The 23,538-nt window shown below is 71.7% G+C and carries 20 protein-coding genes; 9 read left to right on the top strand and 11 right to left on the bottom strand.

Annotation, left to right across the window (positions count from 1 at the left end; all coding sequences use genetic code 11):
- Positions 1-31: 31 nt before the first annotated feature.
- Entirely contained in the window at positions 32-3,340 is a 3,309-nt protein-coding gene (locus ACTOQ2_RS02600; RefSeq protein ID WP_440097994.1) for a S8 family serine peptidase, read from the bottom strand.
- Between the two features lie 470 nt (positions 3,341-3,810).
- Between ACTOQ2_RS02600 and ACTOQ2_RS02605 the strand changes: the two genes are divergently transcribed.
- Positions 3,811-4,065 (top strand): Smr/MutS family protein, encoded by a 255-nt coding sequence (locus tag ACTOQ2_RS02605; RefSeq protein WP_329093428.1) that lies wholly within the window; start codon positions 3,811-3,813, stop codon positions 4,063-4,065.
- A 459-nt stretch (positions 4,066-4,524) separates the two neighbouring features.
- Positions 4,525-4,806, top strand: a complete 282-nt coding sequence (locus tag ACTOQ2_RS02610; protein WP_440097995.1) for a hypothetical protein — start codon at positions 4,525-4,527, stop codon at positions 4,804-4,806.
- A 349-nt stretch (positions 4,807-5,155) separates the two neighbouring features.
- On the opposite strand, the gene ACTOQ2_RS02615 is transcribed toward ACTOQ2_RS02610, so the two are convergent.
- The 5 genes from ACTOQ2_RS02615 to arfA form a co-directional block, all read right to left on the bottom strand.
- Positions 5,156-5,944 (bottom strand): glycoside hydrolase family 16 protein, encoded by a 789-nt coding sequence (locus ACTOQ2_RS02615; RefSeq protein WP_440097996.1) that lies wholly within the window; start codon positions 5,942-5,944, stop codon positions 5,156-5,158.
- A 232-nt stretch (positions 5,945-6,176) separates the two neighbouring features.
- Complete coding sequence (locus ACTOQ2_RS02620; protein ID WP_440097997.1) at positions 6,177-7,013, bottom strand: carbohydrate ABC transporter permease; 837 nt, start codon at positions 7,011-7,013, stop codon at positions 6,177-6,179.
- A complete protein-coding gene (locus tag ACTOQ2_RS02625; protein WP_440064863.1) occupies positions 7,010-7,873 on the bottom strand; it encodes a carbohydrate ABC transporter permease in 864 nt (287 codons plus the stop codon). Before ACTOQ2_RS02625 ends, ACTOQ2_RS02620 begins: the two co-directional genes overlap by 4 nt.
- A 71-nt stretch (positions 7,874-7,944) precedes the next feature.
- Positions 7,945-9,285 carry an extracellular solute-binding protein gene (locus tag ACTOQ2_RS02630; protein ID WP_440097999.1) on the bottom strand — a complete coding sequence of 447 codons (1,341 nt, stop codon included), beginning with the start codon at positions 9,283-9,285 and terminating at the stop codon, positions 7,945-7,947.
- Positions 9,286-9,289: 4 nt separating this feature from the next.
- Positions 9,290-10,804, bottom strand: a complete 1,515-nt coding sequence (arfA, locus tag ACTOQ2_RS02635) for an arabinosylfuranosidase ArfA (protein WP_440098000.1) — start codon at positions 10,802-10,804, stop codon at positions 9,290-9,292.
- Between the two features lie 132 nt (positions 10,805-10,936).
- On the opposite strand from arfA, the gene ACTOQ2_RS02640 reads away from it, so the two are divergent.
- The 3 genes from ACTOQ2_RS02640 to ACTOQ2_RS02650 all read left to right on the top strand — a co-directional run bounded on the left by ACTOQ2_RS02640 (position 10,937) and on the right by ACTOQ2_RS02650 (position 14,193).
- A complete protein-coding gene (locus tag ACTOQ2_RS02640; RefSeq protein WP_440098002.1) occupies positions 10,937-11,992 on the top strand; it encodes a LacI family DNA-binding transcriptional regulator in 1,056 nt (351 codons plus the stop codon).
- A gap of 166 nt (positions 11,993-12,158) precedes the next feature.
- Positions 12,159-13,283, top strand: coding sequence for a cellulose binding domain-containing protein (locus ACTOQ2_RS02645; protein ID WP_440098004.1), 1,125 nt, complete (start codon positions 12,159-12,161; stop codon positions 13,281-13,283).
- A 217-nt stretch (positions 13,284-13,500) separates the two neighbouring features.
- On the top strand, positions 13,501-14,193 hold the full coding sequence (locus tag ACTOQ2_RS02650; protein WP_440098005.1) for an RraA family protein: 693 nt from the start codon (positions 13,501-13,503) through the stop codon (positions 14,191-14,193).
- Positions 14,194-14,349: 156 nt separating this feature from the next.
- On the opposite strand, the gene ACTOQ2_RS02655 is transcribed toward ACTOQ2_RS02650, so the two are convergent.
- The gene (locus ACTOQ2_RS02655; RefSeq protein WP_440098007.1) at positions 14,350-15,534 is read right to left on the bottom strand and encodes a serine hydrolase domain-containing protein; all 1,185 of its coding nucleotides are present in this window, start codon (positions 15,532-15,534) and stop codon (positions 14,350-14,352) included.
- Positions 15,535-15,573: 39 nt separating this feature from the next.
- Positions 15,574-15,951 (bottom strand): hypothetical protein, encoded by a 378-nt coding sequence (locus ACTOQ2_RS02660; RefSeq protein WP_440098008.1) that lies wholly within the window; start codon positions 15,949-15,951, stop codon positions 15,574-15,576.
- Positions 15,952-16,235: 284 nt separating this feature from the next.
- Between ACTOQ2_RS02660 and ACTOQ2_RS02665 the strand changes: the two genes are divergently transcribed.
- Together ACTOQ2_RS02665 and ACTOQ2_RS02670 are read left to right on the top strand one after the other, a co-directional pair.
- Positions 16,236-17,609 (top strand): hypothetical protein, encoded by a 1,374-nt coding sequence (locus ACTOQ2_RS02665; protein ID WP_440098010.1) that lies wholly within the window; start codon positions 16,236-16,238, stop codon positions 17,607-17,609.
- Between the two features lie 304 nt (positions 17,610-17,913).
- Entirely contained in the window at positions 17,914-18,276 is a 363-nt protein-coding gene (locus tag ACTOQ2_RS02670) for a hypothetical protein (protein ID WP_440064848.1), read from the top strand.
- Positions 18,277-18,436: 160 nt separating this feature from the next.
- On the opposite strand, the gene ACTOQ2_RS02675 is transcribed toward ACTOQ2_RS02670, so the two are convergent.
- The 3 genes from ACTOQ2_RS02675 to dhaK form a co-directional block, all read right to left on the bottom strand.
- On the bottom strand, positions 18,437-18,808 hold the full coding sequence (locus tag ACTOQ2_RS02675) for a PTS-dependent dihydroxyacetone kinase phosphotransferase subunit DhaM (RefSeq protein WP_440064846.1): 372 nt from the start codon (positions 18,806-18,808) through the stop codon (positions 18,437-18,439).
- Positions 18,809-18,916: 108 nt separating this feature from the next.
- Positions 18,917-19,654 carry a dihydroxyacetone kinase subunit DhaL gene (gene dhaL, locus ACTOQ2_RS02680; RefSeq protein ID WP_440098011.1) on the bottom strand — a complete coding sequence of 246 codons (738 nt, stop codon included), beginning with the start codon at positions 19,652-19,654 and terminating at the stop codon, positions 18,917-18,919.
- Positions 19,654-20,646, bottom strand: coding sequence for a dihydroxyacetone kinase subunit DhaK (dhaK, locus tag ACTOQ2_RS02685; RefSeq protein WP_440098012.1), 993 nt, complete (start codon positions 20,644-20,646; stop codon positions 19,654-19,656). The genes dhaL and dhaK overlap by 1 nt, the downstream gene beginning before the upstream one ends.
- A 230-nt stretch (positions 20,647-20,876) precedes the next feature.
- On the opposite strand from dhaK, the gene ACTOQ2_RS02690 reads away from it, so the two are divergent.
- Positions 20,877-21,650 (top strand): cyclase family protein, encoded by a 774-nt coding sequence (locus tag ACTOQ2_RS02690; RefSeq protein WP_440064840.1) that lies wholly within the window; start codon positions 20,877-20,879, stop codon positions 21,648-21,650.
- Positions 21,647-23,494: a thiamine pyrophosphate-binding protein gene (locus ACTOQ2_RS02695; protein WP_440098013.1), complete on the top strand. Its 1,848-nt coding sequence runs from the start codon at positions 21,647-21,649 to the stop codon at positions 23,492-23,494. Before ACTOQ2_RS02690 ends, ACTOQ2_RS02695 begins: the two co-directional genes overlap by 4 nt.
- Positions 23,495-23,538: the final 44 nt, after the last annotated feature.

The following is a 23,538-nucleotide window of genomic DNA, read 5'->3' on the forward strand; positions in this document are numbered from 1 at the left end:
GCGCGCCGCGCCGGGCCCGTCGCGTTTCCCGCTACTGCACGGTGATCCTGTCCACCTCGATCGTCAGGCCCTTGACCTGCGGTGTCGACGTGCCCGTCGTCACCGTCCCGATCCCGGGACTGACGCCCTTGATCTTCATTGTGTAGCTCAGGCTGCCTCCCGGGGCGCCGGGCGTGCTGGACACCCGGAGGTCCTCGGCCGGCGGGCCGCTGATCTGGCCGCCCGCGGTGCCGTCTGCGTTCTCGGCGCCCACGGTAAGGCCGTAGCCCGCCGGAGGATCGCCGGGCAGGTTGGCCGAGTCGTAGGTGTAGGTGATGTCCTCGGTCCCGTTCAGGCCGATCCACTGCTGGAAGACCTTGAGGTCACTCGTGCCGTAGAGGTTGACCCGCCACTCGATGACGAGCCAGTCGCTCACGCCGTCGGTCAGCGTGCCGGCGTAGACGCCCGGCGCGCCGGTGCCGTCCAGGTCGGTCCAGTAGGGGGCGAGCACGTTGTTCGGGGTCGCGGGATCGGGCAGGGTCTGCGGTTGGTAGGAGACGTCGGCCGAGCCCGAGCTTCCCCCGGCGATCGTGTAGCCGTTGGAGACGATGCCGAGCCTGGTGTAGGTGTTACCCGCGTACTGGAACGGGGGCACGGTGAAGTTGATCGCCTGCTCGTCGCCGATCGGCGTCGGCGCGATGCCGAAGGCGTCGAGCGGCAGGTACGGGGCCGGGCCGGTGCCCGGGGCGATGCCCGGCCTGTCCGGTTGCCTGGCCGCGAGGGTGGTCTTCGTCGTCGCGATCTGGGAACCGACCTTGGTGGCGCCGGTCACCGAGTTCAGGCGCAGCCTGCCGTCGAGCGTGCTGACCGCCGTGACCTCGGCGTTCTCCAGGGTGTCGTTCTGCACGGTGACCGTGCAGGTGGACTCGCCGGTGTCGCGCGGGATGGTGGCCGGTGCGCAGGTCTGGTCCACCGGGATGGCGCCCTCGTTGCGGACGAACGCGACCGGCAGGTGCAGGTTGCGCGAGCCGCCGACCTGCTTGAGGTTCACCTGGCCGAAGTACTGGCCCTCCGGCAGGTCCGGTGCGGTGATGACCACGCTGAGCTTGACGCTCTTGCCCGCCTTCACGCTGAACAGCGGCGGCAGCACCGTGATGTTCGCGCCGCTCACGGTCGTGCCCGTGGCGGTGAAGGTGAGCGTCTTGTTCGTGACGTTGGTGAACGTCCGCTTGGCGGTGATGAGTCCCGGCATGATCGGGGCGTTCACCGACGGCAGGTTCAGGTCGATGCGGTTGAGCGGGTCGTCGGCCGAGGCCGTGAAGTTCTCGCCGGTCTCGTCCAGGGTCAGGCCGGGGTCGCCGGCCTTGGTCAGGTCCACGCGCCCGCCGCCGGTGTCGAACGGGTCGGCCGGGGTGACGCGGTCCTGCTTGGTGACCGAGGTCTTGGCCGTCGTCTCCAGCGCGGACTTCACCTGGCCCGGCGTCCAGTCCGGGTGCAGGGCGAACAGCAGGGCCGCGGAGCCCGCGACGTGCGGCGACGACATCGAGGTGCCCGAGATGGCCTGGTACAGGTTGCCCTGCGGGCCGCCGGCCGGACCCTCGAGCAGCGGGGTCTGACCGGCCAGGATGTGCAGGCCGGGGGCGGTGACGTCCGGCTTGAGGAAGTCGCCGCCGGGGCCGCGCGAGGAGAACGTGGTGATCGCGTCGCCCTGCCAGGTGGTCTTGGTGCCCTGGGTGAACGAGGCCGTCGCGCCGGGGTTGGCCGACAGGAACGCCAGCAGGGCGTCACCCTCCGGCTTGTCGACGTGGACGGAGGGGATCCAGTGGTTGTCCGTCATCACGTCGAGCGGGGTGGCGTTGTACAGGATCATCCCGGCCGCGCCGCCCTGCCGGACGTTGAAGCCCTTCAGGACCCGGTCGGGACCGCGCTCACAGACGACGATCTTTCCGGTGAACAGGCCCGGGGGCGCGGGCGAGGTGCAGAGCGGGTTGGAGTACGGCGGGGCCGAGGCCCGCACCACCGGCAGCGGGGAGGCGATGCCCGGGGTGATGGAGGCGCCCTTCACCGTGGCCGTCGCGCCGCCGGAACCGGACAGCGTGACCGTCGACTGGAAGGTCCTGGTCTGCGTGGAGGCCGCCACCGTGGTCACCCACGGGCTGACGTGGTTGACGGTCGCCGCACCGGGACCGGCGTTGCCCGCCGACGCCGAGACGAGCACGCCCGCCGAGTACGCGTCGAGGAAGGCGAGCTCCACCGGGTCGCTGTAGGGGGAGGTGCCGCCGGAGATCGAGAAGTTGATCACGCGGACGCCGTCGAGGATGGCCCGGCCGACCGCCTGGGCCGAGTCGGAGGGGTAGCAACCCTCCACGCCGCAGACCTTGTAGACCGACACGTGTGCCGCCGGGGCGATGCCGTGGATCGGTCCCCGGCTGATGCCGAGCGGGTTCGCGTCGGCCACCGGGCCGCCCGCCGAGGTCGTCGCGGTGTGGGTGCCGTGGCCGTTGGAGTCGCGGGCGCTGTCCGGGAAGGTCTCGCCGCCGATGTTCGCGTTGTAGGTCTCCAGGAACGGGGCGCCGCCGATGACCTTCCGGTTGCAGACGAACGGGTCGGCCGCCGGGGTGAGCGGGTTGTCGCCGAAGTTGCAGACGCGCGGCGTGCCGTCCTTGGTCGCGGGCGCGGCGGGCAGCGTGCCGGGGTCGGCGAACTGGGGGTGCTCGGGCCAGGCGCCGGAGTCCAGGATGCCGACGATGACGCCCTTGCCCGACGAGGAGCTGCCGCCCAGCTTGCTGTAGATCGCGGGCGCTCCGATGAACGCGGGGCTGGAGTCGGTCAGCAGCTGCTCGGGCTTGTCCTCCTGGACGGCGGCGACACCGGGCAGCTTCAGCAGCGCGGCCGCCTTGTTCGCGGGGACGCGCAGCGCGATGCCGCCGTAGACGGTCCGCAGCCTCTGGCCCGCCTTGGCGCCTGGCACGTTCCTGGCCAGCTCGGCGAGGAAGGTGTTCTCGACGTCCTCGATGTGCTTCTGGTATTTCCGCGCGTCGCCGCTCTTGATGTCAAGAGCCTTTCCGGTCTTCGCCGGGCTCGTCGCGGGAAGTCCTTCGAGACCGCCCTGATAGGCGGCGAAAGAGTCGTAGTCGAGTTTGACCATCACGTTGACCGTGGCGCCCGAGGTCGACTTCAGCAGCCCCTCGTCACTCCGGGCGAGTTTGCCGGTGGGGGACTTCGCGCCCTGGACCGGCTCACCCCCGGTCAGGGGAGTCGCCGTCCATTTGGCGGACGGCGTGGGGGTGGGGGTGGGATCCGCGCTCGCCGGCGGCGCCATCGCCGCGACGAGCCCGACGCCGGCGGCGAGCACCGCCACGCGTCTGATCCTCGGTGAGTAGGGCTTTCTGGCCAACGAGACCTCCCTGTAGGCACGCGTGAACCGCCACGCCACAGGGAGGGAGGCCACCCGCGCGCCCGGGGCAGGGCATGCCGGGGAGGCCGTGACCCTCCCCGGTGGGTGACGCGCGATCGGCCACCCGGTAAAGGCGGCCGATCATGACAGGGAGCCTAACTAGAGGGCATTTGTTTGCCTAGATCATTAAATTGACACAATAATCATGGGAATTGGTCAAATTTGATTGCAGACTGGGCCGATGTTCCGGTCTCCCCGAGGTCGGTGGCGTCGGGCTTTCTCCGTACCGGCGCGATGTGAGATCACGGACCGGCGTGATCACGGCGGGAGCGTGCCCGCAGCGAAGGTGAGGCGGACGAGAGGGCGGGGCGGCCGAGAAGGCGGGGCGGCCCGCCCCGCGTAAACTGGCCCCACCTGACACGCGGGAGGCTCGGTTGAAGCTCAAGCTTGATCTACACCCCCTCTACAACAAGGGCGGAGAGATCGACAAGGCGCTGCGGGGCATCATCGACGAGGCCATCAGGAAGAAGGCCACCGAGGTCGAGATCATCCCCGGTAAGGGCTCGGGCCAGCTGAAGAAGAAGGTCCTGCGCTTCCTGGAGCAGAAGGAGATCAAGGCCCTCTACCACCGCATCGACAAGGACGCCAAGAACCACGGCCGCCTCTTCGTCTACTTCCGCTACAAGTAGACCGGCGAGCGCGACGGCGACCGCCGCCGGGCCGCGCCCCCGCATCCCACTGCCCGGCGACAGCCCGCTGACCACCGCACGGGTCACCGGCGGCTCGCCGGTCGGGCCGCCGGCGCCGCGTGAATCTTTCGCCCGGTTCCGCCTGCCGTCCCCGCTTGGGCGTCGGGTGTGAGGGCGGCGTTTCCCGAGGTCTGAAGGCCCTTCCCCAGGTCTCGCACGGGCTCCGGGGAGGCGATGACCGTACGGGCGACGACGGTGTCTGTACATCCTCCGAGAACCGTCCGAACCTGAAACCGCCGACGCGGACGGGCGGCGGCCAACGGGGTGCCTCAACGGGAGGCCGGTCATTCGTGAGACTCGGTAAGGGCTCGTCAAGGAACAGGGTTGTGACGTCGGCCGCGGCCACCCTCGCCCTCACCCCCGCGGCTGCGGATCCTCATCTCCCCCTCCAACCTCACGGTGCCCGAGGGCGGCACGGCGAGCGTCCAGGTACGGCTCAGCCAGCAGCCCCCGGGCAACGTCATCGTGGGCACCGCGCGGGTCTACGGCGACACGGACCTGTCCGCCGGACCGCCGCTGACCTTCACCCCGGACAACTGGGACGTCCCTCAGCCTCTCACCGTGACGGCGGCCGAGGACGACGACGCGGTGAACGGCTCGGCGACGTCCGACTCCCGCAGCAGCCAGATCACCGGCAGCAGCGCCTTCCTGTGGAACGCCGTCGAGCAGGACGACGACTAGCGCACCCGCCGCCCGCAGCGCCGCACCGCCCTACCGTCATCGATTGGTTCCTGACGAGTTGTGGGAGCTGTCTCAGCGCGTGGTTCCGTCGGCGCCCCTCCGTCCGCAGGCCGGTTGCCGCCACACATCACCTTGACGATCAGCTGTCCAGCAGGCAGTGCTGCGGGATGCCGTCGTCAAAACCGCATCACTACCGGTGTGCGGATTTTTGCCCCTGCTCCTCCTCGGCCCCCGGCTCCCGTGAACAATCAGGGGCGTCTCCGGCCGGCCCCTGTACGACACGCCCGACTGTCCAGTGGAAGGAGAAGCCGCGGTGGCGACGGTTGAGGTGGTGGCGACGCCGACCGGCTCAGCCGGAGGCGACGGGACGGTAGCCCCTGACGTAGTCGACCGTGAACCGCTTGGGATAGGCGTGTCCGGGCCTCGGCGGCCCGTCCGGCTCGGGGAACTCGTAGATGTTCAGCATCAGCTGCATCGGATAGCCCGGCGACTGGTGAACCGTCCGGACATGGCACCCGTCGACGAAAAAGGCGACGTGCTCGGACGTCCACTCGGCGGCGTAGACGTGAAACTCCCTTGCGTCGATGGGCAGGGTCTCCATTGTGAAGTCGTCGGTGATCTCCGGGTCCCCGAACGGGTGAAGCCCCATCCCTACCTTCACACTGTCCGGTCCGACGTCCCGGCCGAAGATCTCGCATACGCATATCTCGGCGGAGCGCTCCGGCTCGTCCTCGTAGCCGATCATCCACAGCGCGACCATGCATCCCGGGTCGTCGATCGCCTTGGCCCGCATCTCGATCAGCCCGTACCTCGGGGTGTAGAGCTGGACGTTGCGCTGGGCCTCACGCACGACGGCCCTGGAACCGCGCCTGTGCTGTCCGATCGTGCTTCCCACCGGACCGGCGAAGACGCCGGTCTGCAGCGACGACACGCGGAGCGACCCCTCGAGCTCGGGTGACCAGGGCGGCTGATCCTCCTCGATCAGCAGGTGCAGACGCCCGCCGTCCAGCTCGTACCGGGCGGCGGAGGCCGCGCTGTCGCTCCACTGGGGCAGATATCGGGGAACCCAGCGATCCTCGTCGAGGCGGTCAGCCTCGAAGGTGTCCTCGAACTCCAGCTCGTAGCCGGCCCACGCCATGGGTCCCCACCTTCCTGCCGCCGTCTTTCCGGAAAGGACCATACGCTGGGTCCGGCCGCGAGCACGCCCCGCACGGTCTCAGCCACCCCCGCGGGGTTGGGCGGTGAGCGCGACGGCGACCGCCGCCGGGTCCGGGTGGCGGCACGCGCCGGCGGCGCGGCGCCGGTCGTGGAGGGCTCACGCTACGAGCCGGCGGCGGACGGTGGCGAGAGCCCACCGGCGGCGGGCCCGCTCATCCCTTCAGGCCCGAACGGGAGATGCCCTCGATGACCCAGCGCTGGGCGACGAGGTAGATCAGGATCACCGGGATGCTGGCGATCACCGCCCCGGCCATCAGCAGGTCGTAGCGGATGCTGTTGGCGCTCTGGAAGTTGCCCAGGCCCGCCGGGAGGGTCAGGGACTCGGGGCTGAGCAGCACGAAGATCGGCCACAGGAAGTCGTTCCAGTTGGTCAGGAACGACAGCAGGAACAGCGTGACCAGCGCCGGGCGGGCCAGCGGGAGCGCGATGGTGGTGAAGATCTGCCACCGGTTGCAGCCGTCGAGCTCGGCGGCCTCCTCCAGCTCCCCGGGCAGGGTGATGAAGAACTGCCGCAGGAAGAACACGCCGAACGCCCCCGCCGCCGCCGGGACGATCACCGCGGGCAGGCTGTCCACCCAGGCGAGCTCGTTGACGATCAGGAAGTTGGGGATCAGCAGCACCACCGGCGGCACGAACAGCGTCGCCACGACCGTCGCGAAGATCGTGCTCCGGCCGCGGAAGCGGAGCCGGGCCAGCGCGTACGCGGCCGGCGCGGCGGTCACCAGGACCAGGGCCGCGTGGCCGGTGGCGGCGGCGAGGCTGTTGAGGAACCACGTCATGATCGGGCTGTCGGCGCTGCCGAGCAGCTGCCGGTAGGCGTCCAGCGAGATCGGGTCGGGGATCCACTGCGGCTCGGTGGAGCCGGCCGCTTCGCGGGTCTTGAACGAGGTGACGAACATGTAGACCAGCGGGCTCAGGTACAGCGCCGCGATCACCGCCAGGACCAGGTGCAGCAGGGCGCGCCGCAGCCGCCGGGTGTCGAGGGTCATCGCGTGCTCCTGTCTCTGAAGGCGCCGAAGACCAGGGCGCTGGCCACCATCAGGAACGCGGCGAGGATGAAGCTCATCGCGGACGCGGTGCCCATGTCGAACTGGCGCAGGCCGGTCTCGGCGATGAGGTAGATCGCGGTCTTCGTCTGGTCGGCGGGCGCCCCGCGGGTGATGATGTAGGACTGGCCGAACATGTTGGCCGAGGCCAGGATCGTGGCGTTGACCACGAACACCGTGACCGGCCGCAGCCCCGGCAGGGTCACCGAGCGGAACCGGTGCCAGGCGGAGGCGCCGTCGACCATCGCGGCCTCGTGCAGCTCGCGCGGGATGTCCTGGAGCCCGGCGAGGAAGATGACCGAGTTCAGGCCGAGCGTCCACCAGACCGTCACGCCCACGAGGGCGACCCAGGCGGGCGGCACGTCGGTGGTCCACTGCACGTCCAGGCCGAGGTAGTGGTTGACCAGGCCGATGTTGCCGTCCAGCAGGAACTGCCAGACGAACCCGACGACCGCCACGCCCAGCACGTACGGCGCGAAGTAGACGGCGCGGTAGACGTTGCGTCCCGCGAAGCGGCCGTTCATCAGCAGCGCGACCAGCAGGGGCAGCACGATGAGCAGCGGCACCGACGCGACGGTGAAGATGCCGGTGGCCCGCATGGCCGTCCAGAACCGCGAGCCGTCCACGCTGGCCGGGTCGAACAGCTCGGCGTAGTTCTCCAGCCCGACGAACGGCTTGTCGGGGAGGTTGATGTCCCACTCGTGCAGGCTGGTCCAGAACCCGAAGCCGATCGGCAGCAGCATGAAGACGGTGAACAGCGCGAGGTAGGGGGCCAGGAAGGCGTACGGCGTCCAGGGCCGCATCCTTGGCGTGGTCCCGGCGGCGGAGGGCCGGTCCCCGGCAGGGGACCGGCCCTTCCGGTCGGCGAGCAGGCTCACTTCTCGTACTTCCGCTTGTTGGCGGCGAGCAGCTTGTCGGCGGACGCCACGCCCTCCTTCAGCGCGTCGGCCGGGGACGCCTGCTTCAGCACGGCCTTGGCCACCGCGAGCTCCAGCGCCTTGGACTGCACGTCCCCGACGCCGGGCAGCGGCGGCAGGAAGCGGAAGATGTTCACGTCGGAGGCCAGCCTGATCTGCGGCAGGTCGGCGATCGCGGGGTCCTGGCGGGCGGAGTTGCGCGCCGGGATCATCCCGGCCTTGGCCCACTCGGTGGACTGGCGGCTGATGTGGTCGATGAAGAACTTGGCCGCCTGGACCTTGTTGGGGTCCTTGCCCGCCTGGGAGGTCATCACGAAGTTGTGCGAGGAGGCCCAGGCCGCGGCCGTGCCGCCGATGTTCGGGATCGGGGACATGCCCCACTTCAGCGACCTGGCGTTGGTCTTCAGGTCGTTGATCTGCCAGATGCCGTCCCAGGTGAAGCTGACCTTGTCGTTCTTGAAGGCGGCGTACTGGCTGTCCTGGGCGACCTTGGCCGGGCTGAAGCCCTTGTCGATCTGCTCGACCATCCAGCCCAGGGCCTTGGCGCCCGCCTCGGAGCCCCAGAGCGCGTTCGCGCCGTCCTCGCTGTAGAGCTCGCCGCCGAACTGCCAGAGCAGGCTCATGAACATCAGGTGGGCGGGCCACTTGCTGGGCATCCAGAACGGGTTCTCGATGCCGGCCTCCTTCAGCCTGCCCAGGGCGTCCTCGTACCCGGCCCTGTCGGCGGGGGCGTCGTCGAGGTCGATCTTCTCCAGGTGGGAGGCGTTCCAGTAGTCGGCCAGGCTGTGCACGTCCAGCGGGACGCTGTAGCGCTTGCCCTCGTAGATCCCGGCGTTCCACACCGCGGGGATGAAGTCGGACTCGCTGAGCTCCAGCGCGCCGACCACGTCGTCCAGCGGGATCAGCGTCTTGCGGGTGGCGAAGGTGCCGATCCAGTCGTTGTGGATGACCGCCACGTCCGGGCCCTTGCCCGCGGTGATGGCCGTCGGCATGGCCGGGTAGAGGTCCTCCCAGCGCCGGGTGACGTTGCGGACCTCGATGCGGCCGGCGTACTCCTTGTTGAACGCCTCCAGCATGGTCCGCATGTGCGGGCCGTCGCCGCCGGTGAAGCCGTTCCAGTAGTCCAGGGTCACCTTGGGGCCGGAGTACTCCCCGCCGGAGAAGGTCGGCGCGGCCGAGGCGGGGGAGGAGGCACCGGATCCGAGCTTGGTACCGCCGCCGCAGGCGGCCAGCGCGGCGGTCAGACCGGCGGCGCCGGTCAGGCCCATGAACGAGCGGCGGGACAGAGGACTGGTCATGTTCCTACTCCTGGGGGGAAAGGGGAGCGAAGCGGACGATGTTCCACGAGACAGGTGAGAGGTTCAGGAAGGCGCGACGGCCCTCCAGGCGCGGGCCCTCGCCCGGCCGGGGGACGACACGGTCGGGCGCGTCGGCGGAGTTGACCGCCGACAGGTCGTCGTCGGTGAGCTCCAGGTGCTCCACGGGCCGCAGCCCCTCGGGCAGCGTGAGCTCCAGCGCGCACGGGGCGTTCCGGTCGCGGTTGACCACGAACAGCGTCAGCTCGCCGGTCGCCTCGTCGTGCGTGGCGGTCGCCCAGATCGCGGGGGCCTCCCCGTATTTGGCGGTGGGGATCACCTCGCACTCCGGCTCCACCCGCAGTACCTGGCCGCGGGCGTGCCGCGCGGTCAGCGCGAACGGGTGGAAGATGCTCTGCCGCCACGCAGGGCCACCCGGCTCGGTCCTGATCGGGGCGATCACGTTGGCCAGCTGCGCCTGGCAGGCGACGCCGACCCGGTCGGTGTTGCGCAGCAGCGTGATGAGCAGGCTGCCGACCACCACCGCGTCGGTCACGTCGTAGGTGTCCTCGATCAGCCGCGGGCGCTCCTCCCAGTCCAGCGACGACTCGCCGGAGAAGCGGCTCTGGTACCAGACGTTCCACTCGTCGAAGGAGAGCCTGATCCGCTTCTTGCTGCGCAGCTTCGCGCCCACGTGGTCGGCGGTGGCCGTGATCGAGCGGATCATGTGCTCCATGTCGGCGCCGCTGGCGAGGAAGGAGTCGGCGTCGCCGTCGGAGGGGTCGTAGTAGGCGTGCAGCGAGATGTAGTCGACCATCTCGTACGTCGCCTCCAGCACCTCGGCCTCCCAGGCGCCGAACGTCGGCATGCCGCTGTTGGAGCTGCCGCAGGCCACCAGCGACAGGCCGTCGTCGAAGCGCTTGAGGGCCCGCGCGGTCTCGGCGGCGAGCCGGCCGTACTCGGCGGCGGTCTTGTGCCCCATCTGCCACGGGCCGTCCAGCTCGTTGCCCAGGCACCACAGCCGCACGTCGTGTGGCTTGTCGACACCGTGCGAGCGGCGCAGGTCCGACAGGCGCGTGCCGCCGGGGTAGTTGGTGTACTCGACCAGCTCCAGCGCCTCGGCCACCCCCCTGGTGCCGAGGTTGAGCGCCATCATCGGCTCGACCCCGGCCTTGGCGGCCCAGGCCATGAACTCGTTGAGCCCGAAGCGGTTGCCCTCCAGGCTCCGCCAGGCGAGGTCCAGCCGTGCCGGCCGCTCCTCGGCCGGGCCGACGCCGTCCTCCCAGCGGTAGTTGGAGACGAAGTTGCCTCCGGGGTAGCGGACCAGCGTCACCCCGAGCTCGCGGGTCAGCTCCAGCACGTCGGTGCGCAGGCCGTCGGCGTCGGCCAGCGGGTGGCCGGGCTCGAAGACGCCGGTGTAGACGCAGCGGCCCATGTGCTCGACGAAGGAACCGAAGAGCCGGGGCTCCACCGGGCCGATTCGGAAGGCGGGGTCCAGGGTGAGACGGGCGGTGGTCGCCAAGACACGACCTCTCTGTTAACGCGACATTTCGTGGTAGGGGGTTTCTACAACGTTGTTTCAACGTTGTAAACAGCTGCTTCGGAAGTCGATACCGGGGCGTTACGATCGTCGCAATCGGATCTCGTACGGTTCGTGGAGCGTCGGCCGAGCCGGACGGCGGAGACCGCGGCGGGAATGGGGGAGCGGGTGGGTGCGAGCCTGCGCGACATCGCGCGCCTGGCGGGGGTGTCGGTGAAGACCGTCTCCAACGTCGTCAACGGGTACGCCCACGTGTCGCCCGTGACACGGGCCAAGGTCGAGGAGGCGCTCTCCCAACTGGAGTACCGGCCCAACCTGTCGGCCAGGAGCCTGCGTCAGGGACGCACCGGCGTGATCGCCCTGGCGCTGCCCGAGCTCGACGCCCCCTACTTCGCCGAACTGTCCAGGTTTGTCATCGACGCCGCGGCCGAGCTGAGGTGGCTGGTGGTCATCGAGCAGACCGACGGCCGCCTGGAGCGGGAGCGGCGCATCCTGGACGGGGTCCGCGACCACCGGGTGGACGGGGTGATCCTCAGCCCCATCGCCATCGGCGCCGACGAGCTCGCGGCGCGCACCGACGCCACCGCGCTCGTGCTGCTGGGCGAGCGGATCCACGACGGCCCCGCCGACCACGTGGCCATCGACAACGTGCGGGCGGCGCGAGACGTCACCGAGCATCTGATCGGGCTCGGCCGCACCCGCGTCGCCGCGCTGGGCGCCGAGGACAACGCCGCCAGCGGCACCGCCCCGCTCCGCCTCGCCGGCTACCGCGAGGCCATGGCCGCCCACGGGCTGCCCGAGACGGTCGCCACGGTCGAGCGCTACCGCAGGGACCAGGGGGCGGCGGCGATGGCCGCGCTGCTGGAGCGCGCCGAACCGCCCGACGCGGTCTTCTGCTTCAACGACCTGCTGGCGCTGGGCGCCATGCGGACCGTCCTCTCCGCCGGCCTGCGAGTGCCCGAGGACGTCGCGCTGGCCGGCCTCGACGACATCGAGGACGGCCGTTTCAGCACCCCGACACTGACCACGGTCGCCCCCGACAAGGCCCAGCTGGCCCGGACCGCGGTCGACCTGCTCAAGCAGCGAATCGACGGCCCCGCCGACCGTCCCCCGAAGGAGGTGGGCGCGGGCTACCGGCTCATGGTCAGGGAGAGCACCCTCGGGCGGTGACCGGCGGGCCCCCTCCGGAGACCCGGCCGTCCTCGCCCCCTGCGCTTTCTTCGACCGGTGACATCGCGGCTTTACGGGGTGCCGAAGATGATTCACAATTCCTGCGGGGGGTCACACGCCGACGCGGTTCGATAGGGGCATCATGCAACTCGGCAGGCGATCCTTTGTGGCGGTCCTTCTCACCCTCGGACTCCTCTCCCTGGCGTTACTCGCCGCCGCACTGATAATCGGCCCGGCCGGAGAGACGGCGCTGGCCGCCGCCCCGGCGAGGGGCGCCCCGTACGTGGTCGCTCAGGTGGGGGCGGCCGACGACACCACCCCGCCGACGCGTCCCGCCGGCACGCGGCCCTGCCCGGTGCCGCAGGCCGCCACCCCGACCGGCTACGCCTCCATCTGCTGGGACCCCTCGACGGACGACACGGGGGTCGTCGGCTACGACCTGTACCGCCTGGACGCCGGCGGTTTCGTCCTCGCCACCACCACGACCGGCACGATCGGCGGCTTCTCGGGCGAGCTGAACCGCTCGTACACGATGTACGTCGTGGCCAGGGACGCGGCGGGGAACGTCAGCTCGCCCTCCGCCCTGATCACGGTGTCCGCGACAGTCGGCATGACCCCGACCTCCTCACCGACCCCGCTGCCCGGCGACCGGGTGCCCCCGTCCAAGCCGACCGGCCTGAACGAGCCCTGCCTGTGGGACTACCGGGGCGTCGCGTTCTGCTGGCAGCCGTCGAGCGACAACGTGGCGGTGACGGGGTACGACGTCTACCGCGAGACCGCGACGGGTTACGCCAAGGTCGGCACGACCACCTATCCCTCGTACCAGAGCTCCGGGGACCCCGGCGTGGTCATCGGGCAGCGCTACACCTACGTCGTGGTCGCCAGGGACGCGGCCGGCAACCTCAGCGCGCCGTCCGACCCGCTGTCCGTCCTGGCCAGGGAGGGGCTCCCCTCGCCGAGTCCGCTGCCGCCGTCGTGCACGGTGTCGTACCGCGCGACGACGTGGGGTTCGGGGCTGACCGCGAACATCACCGTGCGCAACAACGGCACGATCGCGTTCGAGGACTGGACACTGACGGTCCACTACCCGACGTCGGGCGTGCGCCTCGTCTCGGGCTGGTCGGCGGACTGGAGCCAGGCCGGTTCACGGATCGTCGGCACGAGCAAGCACTGGAACAGGGTCATCGCCCCCGGCTCGACGGTGCAGGTCGGGTTCGTCGCCTCGTCCAGCGGTCCCCCGCCCGCCCCCGCGAGCTTCACCCTCAACGGAAGGGACTGCGCCGTCGGCTGACCGTGTTCTGACGGCGCCCTGACGGCGCCCTGACGCTGTCCGGGCGGTGCCGCCCGGACCACGGTCCCGGCCCGAGCGGCACGGCCGATCGGGCCGGCCGTCAGCGGATCCCGGTGCCGGTCGTGCCGCTCGGTAAGATCGGGGGACACCGTCGACGTCCCCCTCGCCGCGTCCGCGCGCCGCCGGCGCCGAGGAGGCCCGAGCAGGGGAGAACGCCATGCTGGAGGCTTTCGCCGACCTGTCCACGCCGCTGGTGGCCGATGCCTGCGTCCGCGGCGGCCTGCCGCTGCGCGCCGCGCCGCCCGGTATCGGCCCGGTCGTCCCCGGACGCCGGATCGCGGGACGCGCGCTGCCGGCGCGGCACTACGGCAGCGTGGACGTGTTCCTGGAGGCGTTCGGCCGGGCCGGGCGCGGCGATGTGCTGGTCGTCGACAACGGCGGGCGTTCGGACGAGGCGTGTGTCGGCGACCTGGCGGTGCTGGAGGCCGAGGCGGCGGGGGTGGCGGGCCTGGTGGTGTGGGGGCTGCACCGCGACACGCCGGAGCTGGTGGAGATCGGCCTCCCGGTGTTCAGCTACGGCCGCTACCCGCCCGGTCCGGTGCGGCTGGACGAACGGGAACCCGAGGCGCTGGCCACCGCGCGATTCGGGCCGTACCTGGTGAGTGCCGCCGACGTCGTCTTCGGCGACGACGACGGCGTGTTGTTCGTCGCGGCCGAGCACGTCGAGGAGGTGCTGGCGACGGCGCGCCGGATCGGGCGGACCGAGCGCGAGCAGGCCCGCAGGATCCGGGAGGGCGAGACGCTGCGCCGGCAGACGGCCTTCGACGACTACCTGGCCCGGCGCGACGCCGATCCGTCGTACACCTTCCGGCGGCATCTCCGGCGCGTCGGCGGAGCCATCGAGGAGTAGGCCGTGTCCCGGCCGGCGCGGACGTGACGGCCGGTCACGTCCGGGGGAGTGTCCCGCTCCCGCGGCGGCCCAGGAGAGGACCTTCGAGCACGCCGGGAGGATGACCGGCCCCGTACCTCCCCGTCGCCCGCACGCCGGGTTGTCGTGGCCGGGGTCCTATCGGGCCCCGGCCCCGATCGCGTCGTGGACCGCTTCAAGGAGGTCGGCGGCTCTGCGGTCGGGCACGCCTTCCTGGATGTGGTTCATCACGTAGCCGAAGGCGAGGCCGGTCGCCGGGTCGGCGAAGCCGAGCGATCCGCCGTAGCCGGGAAACCCGAAGGCGGTCGGGCTGTACCAGAAGGCGTCGGGGGTCGGCAGGCCGAAACCGGTGCCGATCCGGACCGGCACCCGCAGGACGCGGTCGACGCCGCCGGTCTGTTCCGCGGTCGCCGCAGCCAGGGCGGCGGGTGTGAGGACGCGATGCCCGTCGACCTCGCCGATGAGCGCGGCGTAGAAGCGGGCCAGCGCGCGGGCCGTGCAGATGCCGTTGGTGGAGGGCATCTCGGCGACCTGCTCGGCGGGGTCGTCGTGGTTCGGCATCGGCGTGATGACGCTCGTCGCCCGCCTGGTCAGCGAGGTGGGATCGGCGTAGGCACGCATCACCTCGCGCGCGGGCTCGGGCAGGGCGTCCAGGTCGATCCGGGCGAACGCGTCCAGGTCGACGGGGGCGGCGACGATCCGGCTGACCCGGTGCAGCTCGGTTTCCGGCAGCCCGATCCACAGGTCCAGGCCGAGCGGCGCGGCGATCTCCTCGGCGAGGAAGGTGCCGAGGCTGCGGCCGGTCACCCGGCGGACGACCTCTCCGACCAGCCAGCCGTAGGTGTGCGCGTGGTAGCCGTGCTCGGTGCCCGGCTCCCAGGCGGGACGCTGGGCGGCCAGGGCGGTCACCATCGGCTCCCAGACGATCGCCTCCGCCGGGGTGATCGGGTGGTCGATCACGGGCAGCCCGGCCTGGTGGGTGAGCAGCCAGCGGACCGGGATGTGCTCCTTCCCGTTCGCCGCGAACTCCGGCCAGTACTCGGCGACGGGCGCGTCGAGGTCCAGCTCGCCCCGCTGGGCCAGCAGGTGCGCGCAGGCGGCGGTGACGCCCTTGGTGGTGGAGAACACGACCTGCAGGGTGTCGCGCTCCCAGCGGCGACCGGTCGCGGGATCGGCGATCCCGCCCCACAGGTCGACGACCTTCCGGCCGTGCAGGTAGACGCCGACCGCGGCGCCCACCTCCTGCCCGCCGACCAGGTTGGCCGCGAACGCCTCGCGCACGCCTTCGAACCCCGGTGCGGTGGTTCCCCCGATTTCGGGCATGCGTCATCGCCTTCCGTTTGGTGTGTGTCGCCGGAGGTGCTAGCCGCGCCATTTCTCGATGAGCCAGGCGCAGATCTCCGGCTCGGTCATCTCGGGGAACTCCTCGGTGAACGTGCCGAGTGCGCGCACCGCCTCGTCCCGGTCCAGGCCGCGCGCCGCCGCCGCTCTCAGGTACTCCTGACGCGCGGCGGAAGGACGGCCTCCGCCCGCGCCGCGGCCCGGCAGGCCGTCGCGCCACCGCGCGATCTCCTCCAGCCGATCGGCCCGCCAGCCGGGGGCTCCGTCGACCTCGACGTCGGGTTCGGGAAAGGGGTGACGCGAATCGCGCGGATGGCGGGAGCGCCACTTGTGCACCGCGTGCCGGCTCACCCCCAGCGCCTCGCCGACACCGAGAACGCCGAGGAAGTGCTCGGTCATGGCGCACCAACTTGTCTGTCCGGCCTCCTCCGTGGGTCCCATTACTACCACGCCCGAGGCGGGGTCCCGCGTCCACGGACACATCGAACATCGTCTCTTTCGGAGACGATGTTAGGGCGGACATGGAAACCTCGTCAACATCAGAGACGATGTTATCTCGGCGTTGGAACTTTATGGGTGCTTTATGCGTCGTTCCAGGAAAGCGAGAGGCATCGCCAGGGGGAAAGGCAGGGGTAGCGATAGGGGTGACACGATCGCTCGCCGGGGGCGGGTGTGAGATGCGTGTGGACGAGGACTGTCTCGTCGTCGACGTGCCGGGGCGCCATCCGATCCGGTTGCCGCTCACCGGTGAGGAACGCGCGGCACGCCTGGTCATGTACCGCCTTCCCCGCGAGAACGGGGTCGTCCACGGGGTCGCGGTCCTGGACGCCGCGGAAAGGGGCATGCTCGATTCCCCGGGGGCCAGGCCCCGCCATCTGGTGGAGGCGTTCGCCGTGCACGCCGGGCTGCTCTTCGAGTATCGGTCCCATGCCTCGGAGCGGGAGGGCTACGCCGACATCGAGACCCGGGCGCGCGGGTGGCGCAACACGGCGGACGTGGGGCTGCCGGTGCGCGGCGACTACTCTCCCCACGAGGTGGCGCTCCGGCTCCGGCCGTACGACGAGGTGTCCGGTGAGCTCCGGCCGTGCGAGGGGGCGCTGGAGGGCACGCCCTGCCCGGCGACCACGCTCAGCTGGGACGGCCGGACGCTGGTCGCGGCGGATCCGGTGGCGGGTCGTTCGCTGCGGCTCGCGCCCGCCGCCCTGCACCACTACCGGTACGAGCGCCGGGTGCTCGTCTCCGGCAAGGAGGAGACGCGCTCCCTCACCGGGCTGGCCGTGCTCGACGCCGACGGGCTGGTGCTCGCCGACCTTCCCGGCGAGTGGCCGGCCCATGAGGTGGCCGCCTTCGCGGCCGGCCGGAGACTTCCCGTGCACGATGCCCTGGTGGCGCCGTCGAGCGTGGTCCGCACCGCACTGAGCAGGCGGGCCCCCGGCTGGACGCGCCTCACCGGGCTGGAGGTCCCCCGGATGTCCAGGGCCAGGAAGACCGTCGCGGTCTGCGCCGGGGCGGCGGGGTTGTTCGCGATGGCCTATGTCGTCACGACGGGCGGCTGGTTCGCGTGGCGGGGGCTGTCCGCACTGGGCGGGATGCTGCTGGACCTGCTGGACGCCAAGTGGCTGGCGGTCTTCTTCGCCCCCCTGCTCGTCGTCCTGAAGCCCGTGCGCGAGGCGTGGCACGCCTCGCGCATTCGGCGCGGTGCCGCGCTTGGGCCACCCGGGGGGCCGTACCTCTCCGTCCCGCGCGGGAGGACGGCACGCGTCCCGCACGGGAGGGCGCTGCGGGTCGGGCTCGGCGCGCGGATGGTCCCCGACGACCTGGAGATCGGGCCTGACCTGGGCTGCGCGGCCGGGCTGATGGTCTACCGCCACGAGAAGCTGTCCGGTCTCTTCGTGGTGGACGGTGAGGGCAGGCCCGTCCGCCACCTGCCCGGCCCGTGGCCGCCGGAGGACGCGCACCGCTTCGCCGCACGGCGCGGGCTCGGCTTCGAGGTCCGTACGCTGGGCCGCGAAGAGTATCTCGACCTCACCGCCCGCTCTCACGACGCCGTACCCTGACCCGCCGCTCCCGGGGCGGCCGCCGGGCGGCGGGAGAGACGACGACACGAGCGGCCGTCTCGATGCCGGATGCCTCTGAGCGGTGATGATTCCCCGAGACGGATCGACGCCGGGTGGGCTCGTACGGCACCATTATGTGACGCATGACGGCAATGTCCTCTCCGGCGATCGGCGAAGCCTCCGGCAGCTCGCGGATCGCGGCGGGGTTCTGCCCGGGTGGAGGCCCGATCCTCTCGTGAACGACCTTCGACAGAACGTGCCGCTTCCACCCGCATACCTCTCACCTCCCCTGAAAGGCCCCCCTATGAGCGACCTCAACGCCCTCCTCGCCCAGCGCGCCGAGCTGGACCGCCAGATCGAGGAACTCCAGTCCGGAGACCTGAAGGAGCGCGAGAACACGCTCAGCGACATCCTCGCGGCCGTCGCCGAGTGGGCCACCGTGCGCGGCCACGAGGCGCTCAGGAGGGAACTCAAGAACTGGGAGTACGTCACCTTCGCCGGTATCGAGGTCGGCGTGGGTCACGACGGCGGTGAGCGCTGGGGGCTGCCGCAGAGCTCGGTCAGCGTGATGGACTCCGTCAGCGGGACCGACGTGGAGTTCGGCACCACGCCCCCTCCGGTCCAGGCCGTCCTCGGCCTGCTGGAGGGCCTGCTGGCCACGCGCTAGCCCCGTCTCGCGCGTCCGCCGGAACCGGGACGGTCCCCACCTGGTCACGCGCCGGCCCGTCTCGCGCGTCCGCCGAACCAGGACGATCCCCGCACCATCGCCCCGGCCTCGCGTGCACGCCCGGACCCCCCGCCCTCCCCGGGGGCTGGGGTTCCGGGCGTCAGAGCTTGCGGAAGGTCCTCGCCTCCTCGGCCGCCGCGAGCACGGCCGGCAGCGCACAGCCGGTGCCCGCCGACACGACGGCCGAGATCGCCCCCTCCACGAACGGCACGTCGGCGATGACCACACGCTCGTCCGCGAAGAGCCGGGCGGTGAGCACCGAGCTTCCCAGGTCGGGGATGAGGATCACCCCGTCTCCCCGGTCCACCTCCTCGATCGCCGCCGCAACCAGGTCGGGACTGGTCCCCAGGCCGCCGTCCTCGGTGCCGCCCGCGGCGGCCAGCGGGACGTTCGTGCCGCCGATCTGCGCGGCCAGCAGCGCCACCTCGGCCGCCAGCGGGCCGCTGTGCGAGATGAGGACGATGCCTACCACGGGTCCACCACGGGTCCGCCGGCCGGTCCGCGACCGGGTGCGAGCCGGCGGCCGCCCGCCTTTGGCCGGAGCGGGGAGCGGGTCATCGCGCCACCACCGTGTGCCGGGTCATCGCGCCACCACCGCGTGCAGGGCGGAGAGGATGAGCGCGGTGGAGGCGGCGCCGGGGTCCTCGTGGCCCACGCTGCGCGGCCCGAGATAGCTGGCCCGGCCCTTGCGGGCCTGCATCGGGATCGTCGCCTTGGCTCCGGTACGGGCCGCCGCCGCGGCGGCGTCGACCGCCTCCGCGGGGTCTTTCCCGTCCTGTGCGGCCGCCTCCAGCGCCCGCACGGCCGGGGCGAGGGCGTCCACCATGGTCTTGTCGCCCTCGGCCGCGGATCCCAGCTTGCGCACCCCCGCGAGCCCGGCCTCCAGGGCGGCGTGGAGTTGCGCGACGGACACCTCGGGGGTGTCGCCCAGCGTCTTGCCCGCCTCGCGGAACGCCGTGCCGTACAGGGGGCCGGACGCCCCGCCGACCTTGCGGATCAAGGTGTTGCCCACCAGCACCAGCAGCGATCCCGGGGTGCCGGGTTCCTTGCCGGCCAGGGCCGTGGTGACCGCGGTGAGACCCCGATCGAGGTTGATGCCGTGGTCGGCGTCGCCGATCGCGGCGTCCAGGCCGGTCAGCCGCTCCTTTTCCGCGGCGACGGTCCTGGCGGTCTCCTCGATCCAGGCGGCGAAAAGGGCGGTGTCCATCGCGGTGTTCATCTCGGTGTCGTCCGTGTCGGTGTGTGTCTCGGTATCGGTGCCGGTGTTCGTGCCGGTGTTCAGGGCGGTGCTCGGGGCGGCGTCCGTGCCGGAGGCCATCAGCGGCCCCAGCGCAGCGCGGGGGTCTCGACGGGGGCGTCCCACAACCGGGTGAGCTCCTCGTTCAACCGGCACACCGTGATCGAGAATCCCTGCATGTCGAGGCTCGTCACGTAGTTGCCGACAAGGTTACGCGCCGCCCGCGCCTCCTTCTCCGCCAGGTGCTCCACCACGGCCGCGTAGGCGATGTACAACTCGATCAACGGGGTGCCGCCCATGCCGTTCACCATCACGAGGGTGTCGCCGGAGATCGGCAGGTCCTCGTGGATCGCGTCCATCGCCAGGTGGACCAGCTCGCGCGCCGGGCGCATGGCCGAGCGCGTCCGGCCGGGCTCGCCGTGGATGCCGATGCCCAGCTCGATCTCGGTGTCGGCGAGATCGAAGGTGGGCATGCCCGCCGCGGGTGTGGTGCAGGGGCTCAGCGCGATCCCGAAGGAGCGGCTGCGGGCGTTGACCTCCCTGGCCACCCGCGCGACCTCGGCCAGCGGCGCGCCGGTCTCGGCCATCGCCCCGGCGATCTTCTCGACGAACAGCGTGGCGCCGGTGCCCCTGCGTCCCGCCGTGTAGAGGGAGTCGCGCACGGCCACGTCGTCGTCGACCAGCACGCTCTCCACCCGCACCCCCTCCTCGCCGCTCAGCTCGGCGGCCATCTGGAAGTTCAGCACGTCGCCCGTGTAGTTCTTCACGATGTGCAGGACGCCCGCCCCGCCGTCCACCGCCGCGGTGGCCTCGATCATCTGGTCGGGTACCGGGGAGGTGAAGATCTCACCGGCGCAGGCCGCGTCGAGCATGCCGTACCCCACGAATCCGGCGTGCAGCGGCTCGTGCCCCGACCCGCCGCCGGACACCAGACCCACCTTGCCGGGGCGCGGCCCCGAGGCCCGGAACACGATCTGGTTGTCCACGTCCACCCGCAGCCCTGGATGGGCCGCCGCGACGCCGCGCAGCGCATCGGGAACGACGGACTCGACATCGTTGATGAGCTTTTTCACAGTTCCCAAACTCGCCCTGTTCGCGGGCGATGGCAAGCATCGACCGCGGAAGCCGTCTTCCCGGCCTCGATTCCCGGCCTCGATTCCCGGCCGGACCGGGGCGGGCGGGACCGGCGCGCGGCCGTCGCCGGGCAGGGAGGACCGGTGGGTACGCGAAGGTGGCGGGCGAAGACGGCGCTGTAGGAGGATCTGCCGAGGTCCTGTCCCGTTGGAATCCCGTTGGAGGCGTCATGTCGGTGTTGCGGAACCTGGTGGAGAGCATCCGGAACGGCGGGATCGAGGTGATCGACCTGACGGCGCCACTGTCGTCGGAGACGCCGATCCTGCGGCTGCCTGAGCCGTTCGGCAACACCGTCCCGTTCGCGCTCAAGGAGATCAGCCGCTACGACGACCGCGGCCCCGCCTGGTACTGGAACGACATCGTGACGGGCGAGCACACCGGCACCCATTTCGACGCCCCCGTCCACTGGGTCACCGGCAAGGACGGCGAGGACGTCTCGCAGGTGCCGGTCGAGCGGCTGATCGCCCCGGCCGTGGTCCTCGACTTCGCCGCGGAGGCGGCCGAGAACGCCGACTTCCTGCTGGAGATCGCGCACGTCAAGGCATGGGAGGAGGCCAACGGGCCGCTGCCGGAGGGGGGATGGCTGCTCTACCGCACCGGCTGGGACGCCCGCTCCCACGACCAGGAGCGCTTCCTGAACGCGAACGAGACGGGCCCGCACACGCCCGGCGTCTCGGTCGAGTGCGCCCGGTGGCTGGCCGAGGAGACCCCGATCGCCGGGCTGGGCGTGGAGACCGTCGGTACCGACGCGGGCGCCGCGCACGGCTTCGACCCCGCCTTCCCGTGCCACTCGTTCCTGCTGGGCGCGGGGAAGTACGGCCTGACCCAGCTGCGCAACCTCGACCGGCTCCCGGTGACCGGCGCCGTGGTCGTCGCCCCGCCGCTGCCCATCGCCGGAGGCTCGGGCAGCCCGCTGCGGGTGCTGGCCCTGGTCGAGAGGTGAACGTCGCCGAGGTCGTGGGGCGGACCCTCGCCTCGCTCGGCGTGGGCACCGCCTTCGGGGTGGTGGGCAGCGGCAACTTCCACGTGACCAACGCCCTGGTCGCGTACGGCGCGCGCTACGTCGCCGCGCGCCACGAGGGCGGCGCGGCGACCATGGCCGACGCCTACGCCCGCCTCAGCGGCGAGGTCGCCGTGCTCAGCGTCCACCAGGGACCGGGGCTCACCAACGCGATGACCGGCATCGCCGAGGCCGCCAAGAGCCGCACCCCGCTCGTCGTGCTGGCCGGAGAGGTGACCGAGCCCCGCTCGAACTTCTTCGTCGACCAGGTCGCGCTGGCGGAGGCGGTGGGCGCCGTCCCGATGCGGATCGGGTCGGCGGAGACCGCCGCCGCCGACACGGCCGAGGCATTCCGCACCGCCCGCGACGGGCGCCGTACGGTCCTGCTCAACCTTCCGCTGGAGGTTCAGGGCCTGGCCGTCCCGGACGCGGGCCTGGAGGCTCCGGCGGTCGTCGCGGAGGGGGAGGGGTCAGGGGCGGCCGTACCGGAGTCCGGGCAGGCCGTCCGGTGGCCGGGATCCGGTGAGGCCGTCCCGCCTCGGGAACCCGGGGCCGAGCGGGTCGCCCGGCTGGCGGAGATCCTCGCGGCGGCCCGCCGTCCCGTCTTCGTGGCCGGGCGGGGCGCGCGCGGGGCCCGGCGCGAGATCGAGGAGCTCGCCGAGCGGGCCGGGGCGCTGCTGGCCACCTCCGCCGTGGCGAAGGGGCTCTTCCGGGGCAGTCCGTGGGATCTGGACGTGAGCGGCGGGTTCGCCTCGCCGCTCACCGTCGAGCTCATCCGCGACGCCGACGTGCTCGTGGGCTGGGGCTGCGCCCTCAACATGTGGACCATGCGCCACGGCACGCTGATCGGCCGCGACACCACCGTCGTCCAGGTCGACCTGGACGAGGCCGCGCTCGGCGCTCACCGGCCCGTCCACCTCGGCGTGGCCGGCGACGCCGCCCTCACCGCGCGGGCCACCACTCGCCTGCTCGGCGAGGGCGAGGGCGAGGGCGAGGGCGAGGGCGAGGGCGAGGGCGAGGGCGAGGGCGAGGGCGAGGGCGAGGGTGACGGGGACGGGGACGGCGTGTCGCGTGACGAGGCGAAAACCCCGGGCGGTGCGAGCGCCGGCGTCCCGGGCGCCGGCGGAGCCGGGTACCGCTCGGCGGGGCTGGCCGCGCGGATCGCCGGGGAGAACCGCTGGCGGGACGTTCCCTACACCGACGAGAGCGGCGACGGCAGGATCGACCCCCGGACGCTGACGATCGCGCTGGACGACCTGCTTCCCGCGGAACGCGTGGTCTCCATCGACTCCGGAAATTTCATGGGATATCCGTCGATGTTTCTCGATGTCCCTGATGAGCGGGGTTTCTGCTTCACGCAGGCGTTCCAGTCGATCGGCCTCGGCCTTGCCACCGCGATCGGCGCGGCCCTGGCCCAGCCGGACCGGCTCCCGGTGGCCGCGCTGGGCGACGGCGGCGCGCTGATGGGCGTCGCCGAGCTGGAGACGGTCGTACGGCTCGGCCTGCCGATGGTGATCGTCGTGTACGACGACGACGGCTACGGTGCCGAGGTGCACCACTTCGGCCCGGACGGGCACCCCCTGGAGACCGTGACCTTCCCGCCCGCCGACATCGCCGCCGTCGCCCGCGGCTTCGGCTGCGAGGCGGTCACCGTACGGGCCCGGGAGGATCTCGTCGCGGTGGCCCGGTGGCTGGAGGGGGACCGCGACCGGCCCCTGCTGGTCCACGCCAGGGTCAGCCGCGCGCGCGGATCGTGGTGGCTGGAGGAGGCGTTCAGGGGGCACTGAGGCCCGGCCCCGCGAGGGCGTCCGGGAGAGGATCGGGGGAGGTC

It is taken from the genome of Streptosporangium sp. H16 (assembly GCF_051918855.1).
Taxonomy (GTDB): Bacteria; Actinomycetota; Actinomycetes; order Streptosporangiales; family Streptosporangiaceae; genus Streptosporangium.

What these genes read in the sequence shown, in the direction of transcription:
- ACTOQ2_RS02655 (WP_440098007.1), bottom strand. Translation starts at nt 15,534, where the DNA reads ATGCCCGAAATCGGGGGAACCACCGCACCGGGGTTCGAAGGCGTGCGC.
- ACTOQ2_RS02660 (WP_440098008.1), bottom strand. Translation starts at nt 15,951, where the DNA reads ATGACCGAGCACTTCCTCGGCGTTCTCGGTGTCGGCGAGGCGCTGGGG.
- ACTOQ2_RS02650 (WP_440098005.1), top strand. Translation starts at nt 13,501, where the DNA reads ATGCTGGAGGCTTTCGCCGACCTGTCCACGCCGCTGGTGGCCGATGCC.
- ACTOQ2_RS02630 (WP_440097999.1), bottom strand. Translation starts at nt 9,285, where the DNA reads ATGACCAGTCCTCTGTCCCGCCGCTCGTTCATGGGCCTGACCGGCGCC.
- ACTOQ2_RS02670 (WP_440064848.1), top strand. Translation starts at nt 17,914, where the DNA reads ATGAGCGACCTCAACGCCCTCCTCGCCCAGCGCGCCGAGCTGGACCGC.
- ACTOQ2_RS02620 (WP_440097997.1), bottom strand. Translation starts at nt 7,013, where the DNA reads ATGACCCTCGACACCCGGCGGCTGCGGCGCGCCCTGCTGCACCTGGTC.
- ACTOQ2_RS02615 (WP_440097996.1), bottom strand. Translation starts at nt 5,944, where the DNA reads ATGGCGTGGGCCGGCTACGAGCTGGAGTTCGAGGACACCTTCGAGGCT.
- ACTOQ2_RS02625 (WP_440064863.1), bottom strand. Translation starts at nt 7,873, where the DNA reads ATGCGGCCCTGGACGCCGTACGCCTTCCTGGCCCCCTACCTCGCGCTG.
- dhaL (WP_440098011.1), bottom strand. Translation starts at nt 19,654, where the DNA reads ATGGCCTCCGGCACGGACGCCGCCCCGAGCACCGCCCTGAACACCGGC.
- ACTOQ2_RS02690 (WP_440064840.1), top strand. Translation starts at nt 20,877, where the DNA reads ATGTCGGTGTTGCGGAACCTGGTGGAGAGCATCCGGAACGGCGGGATC.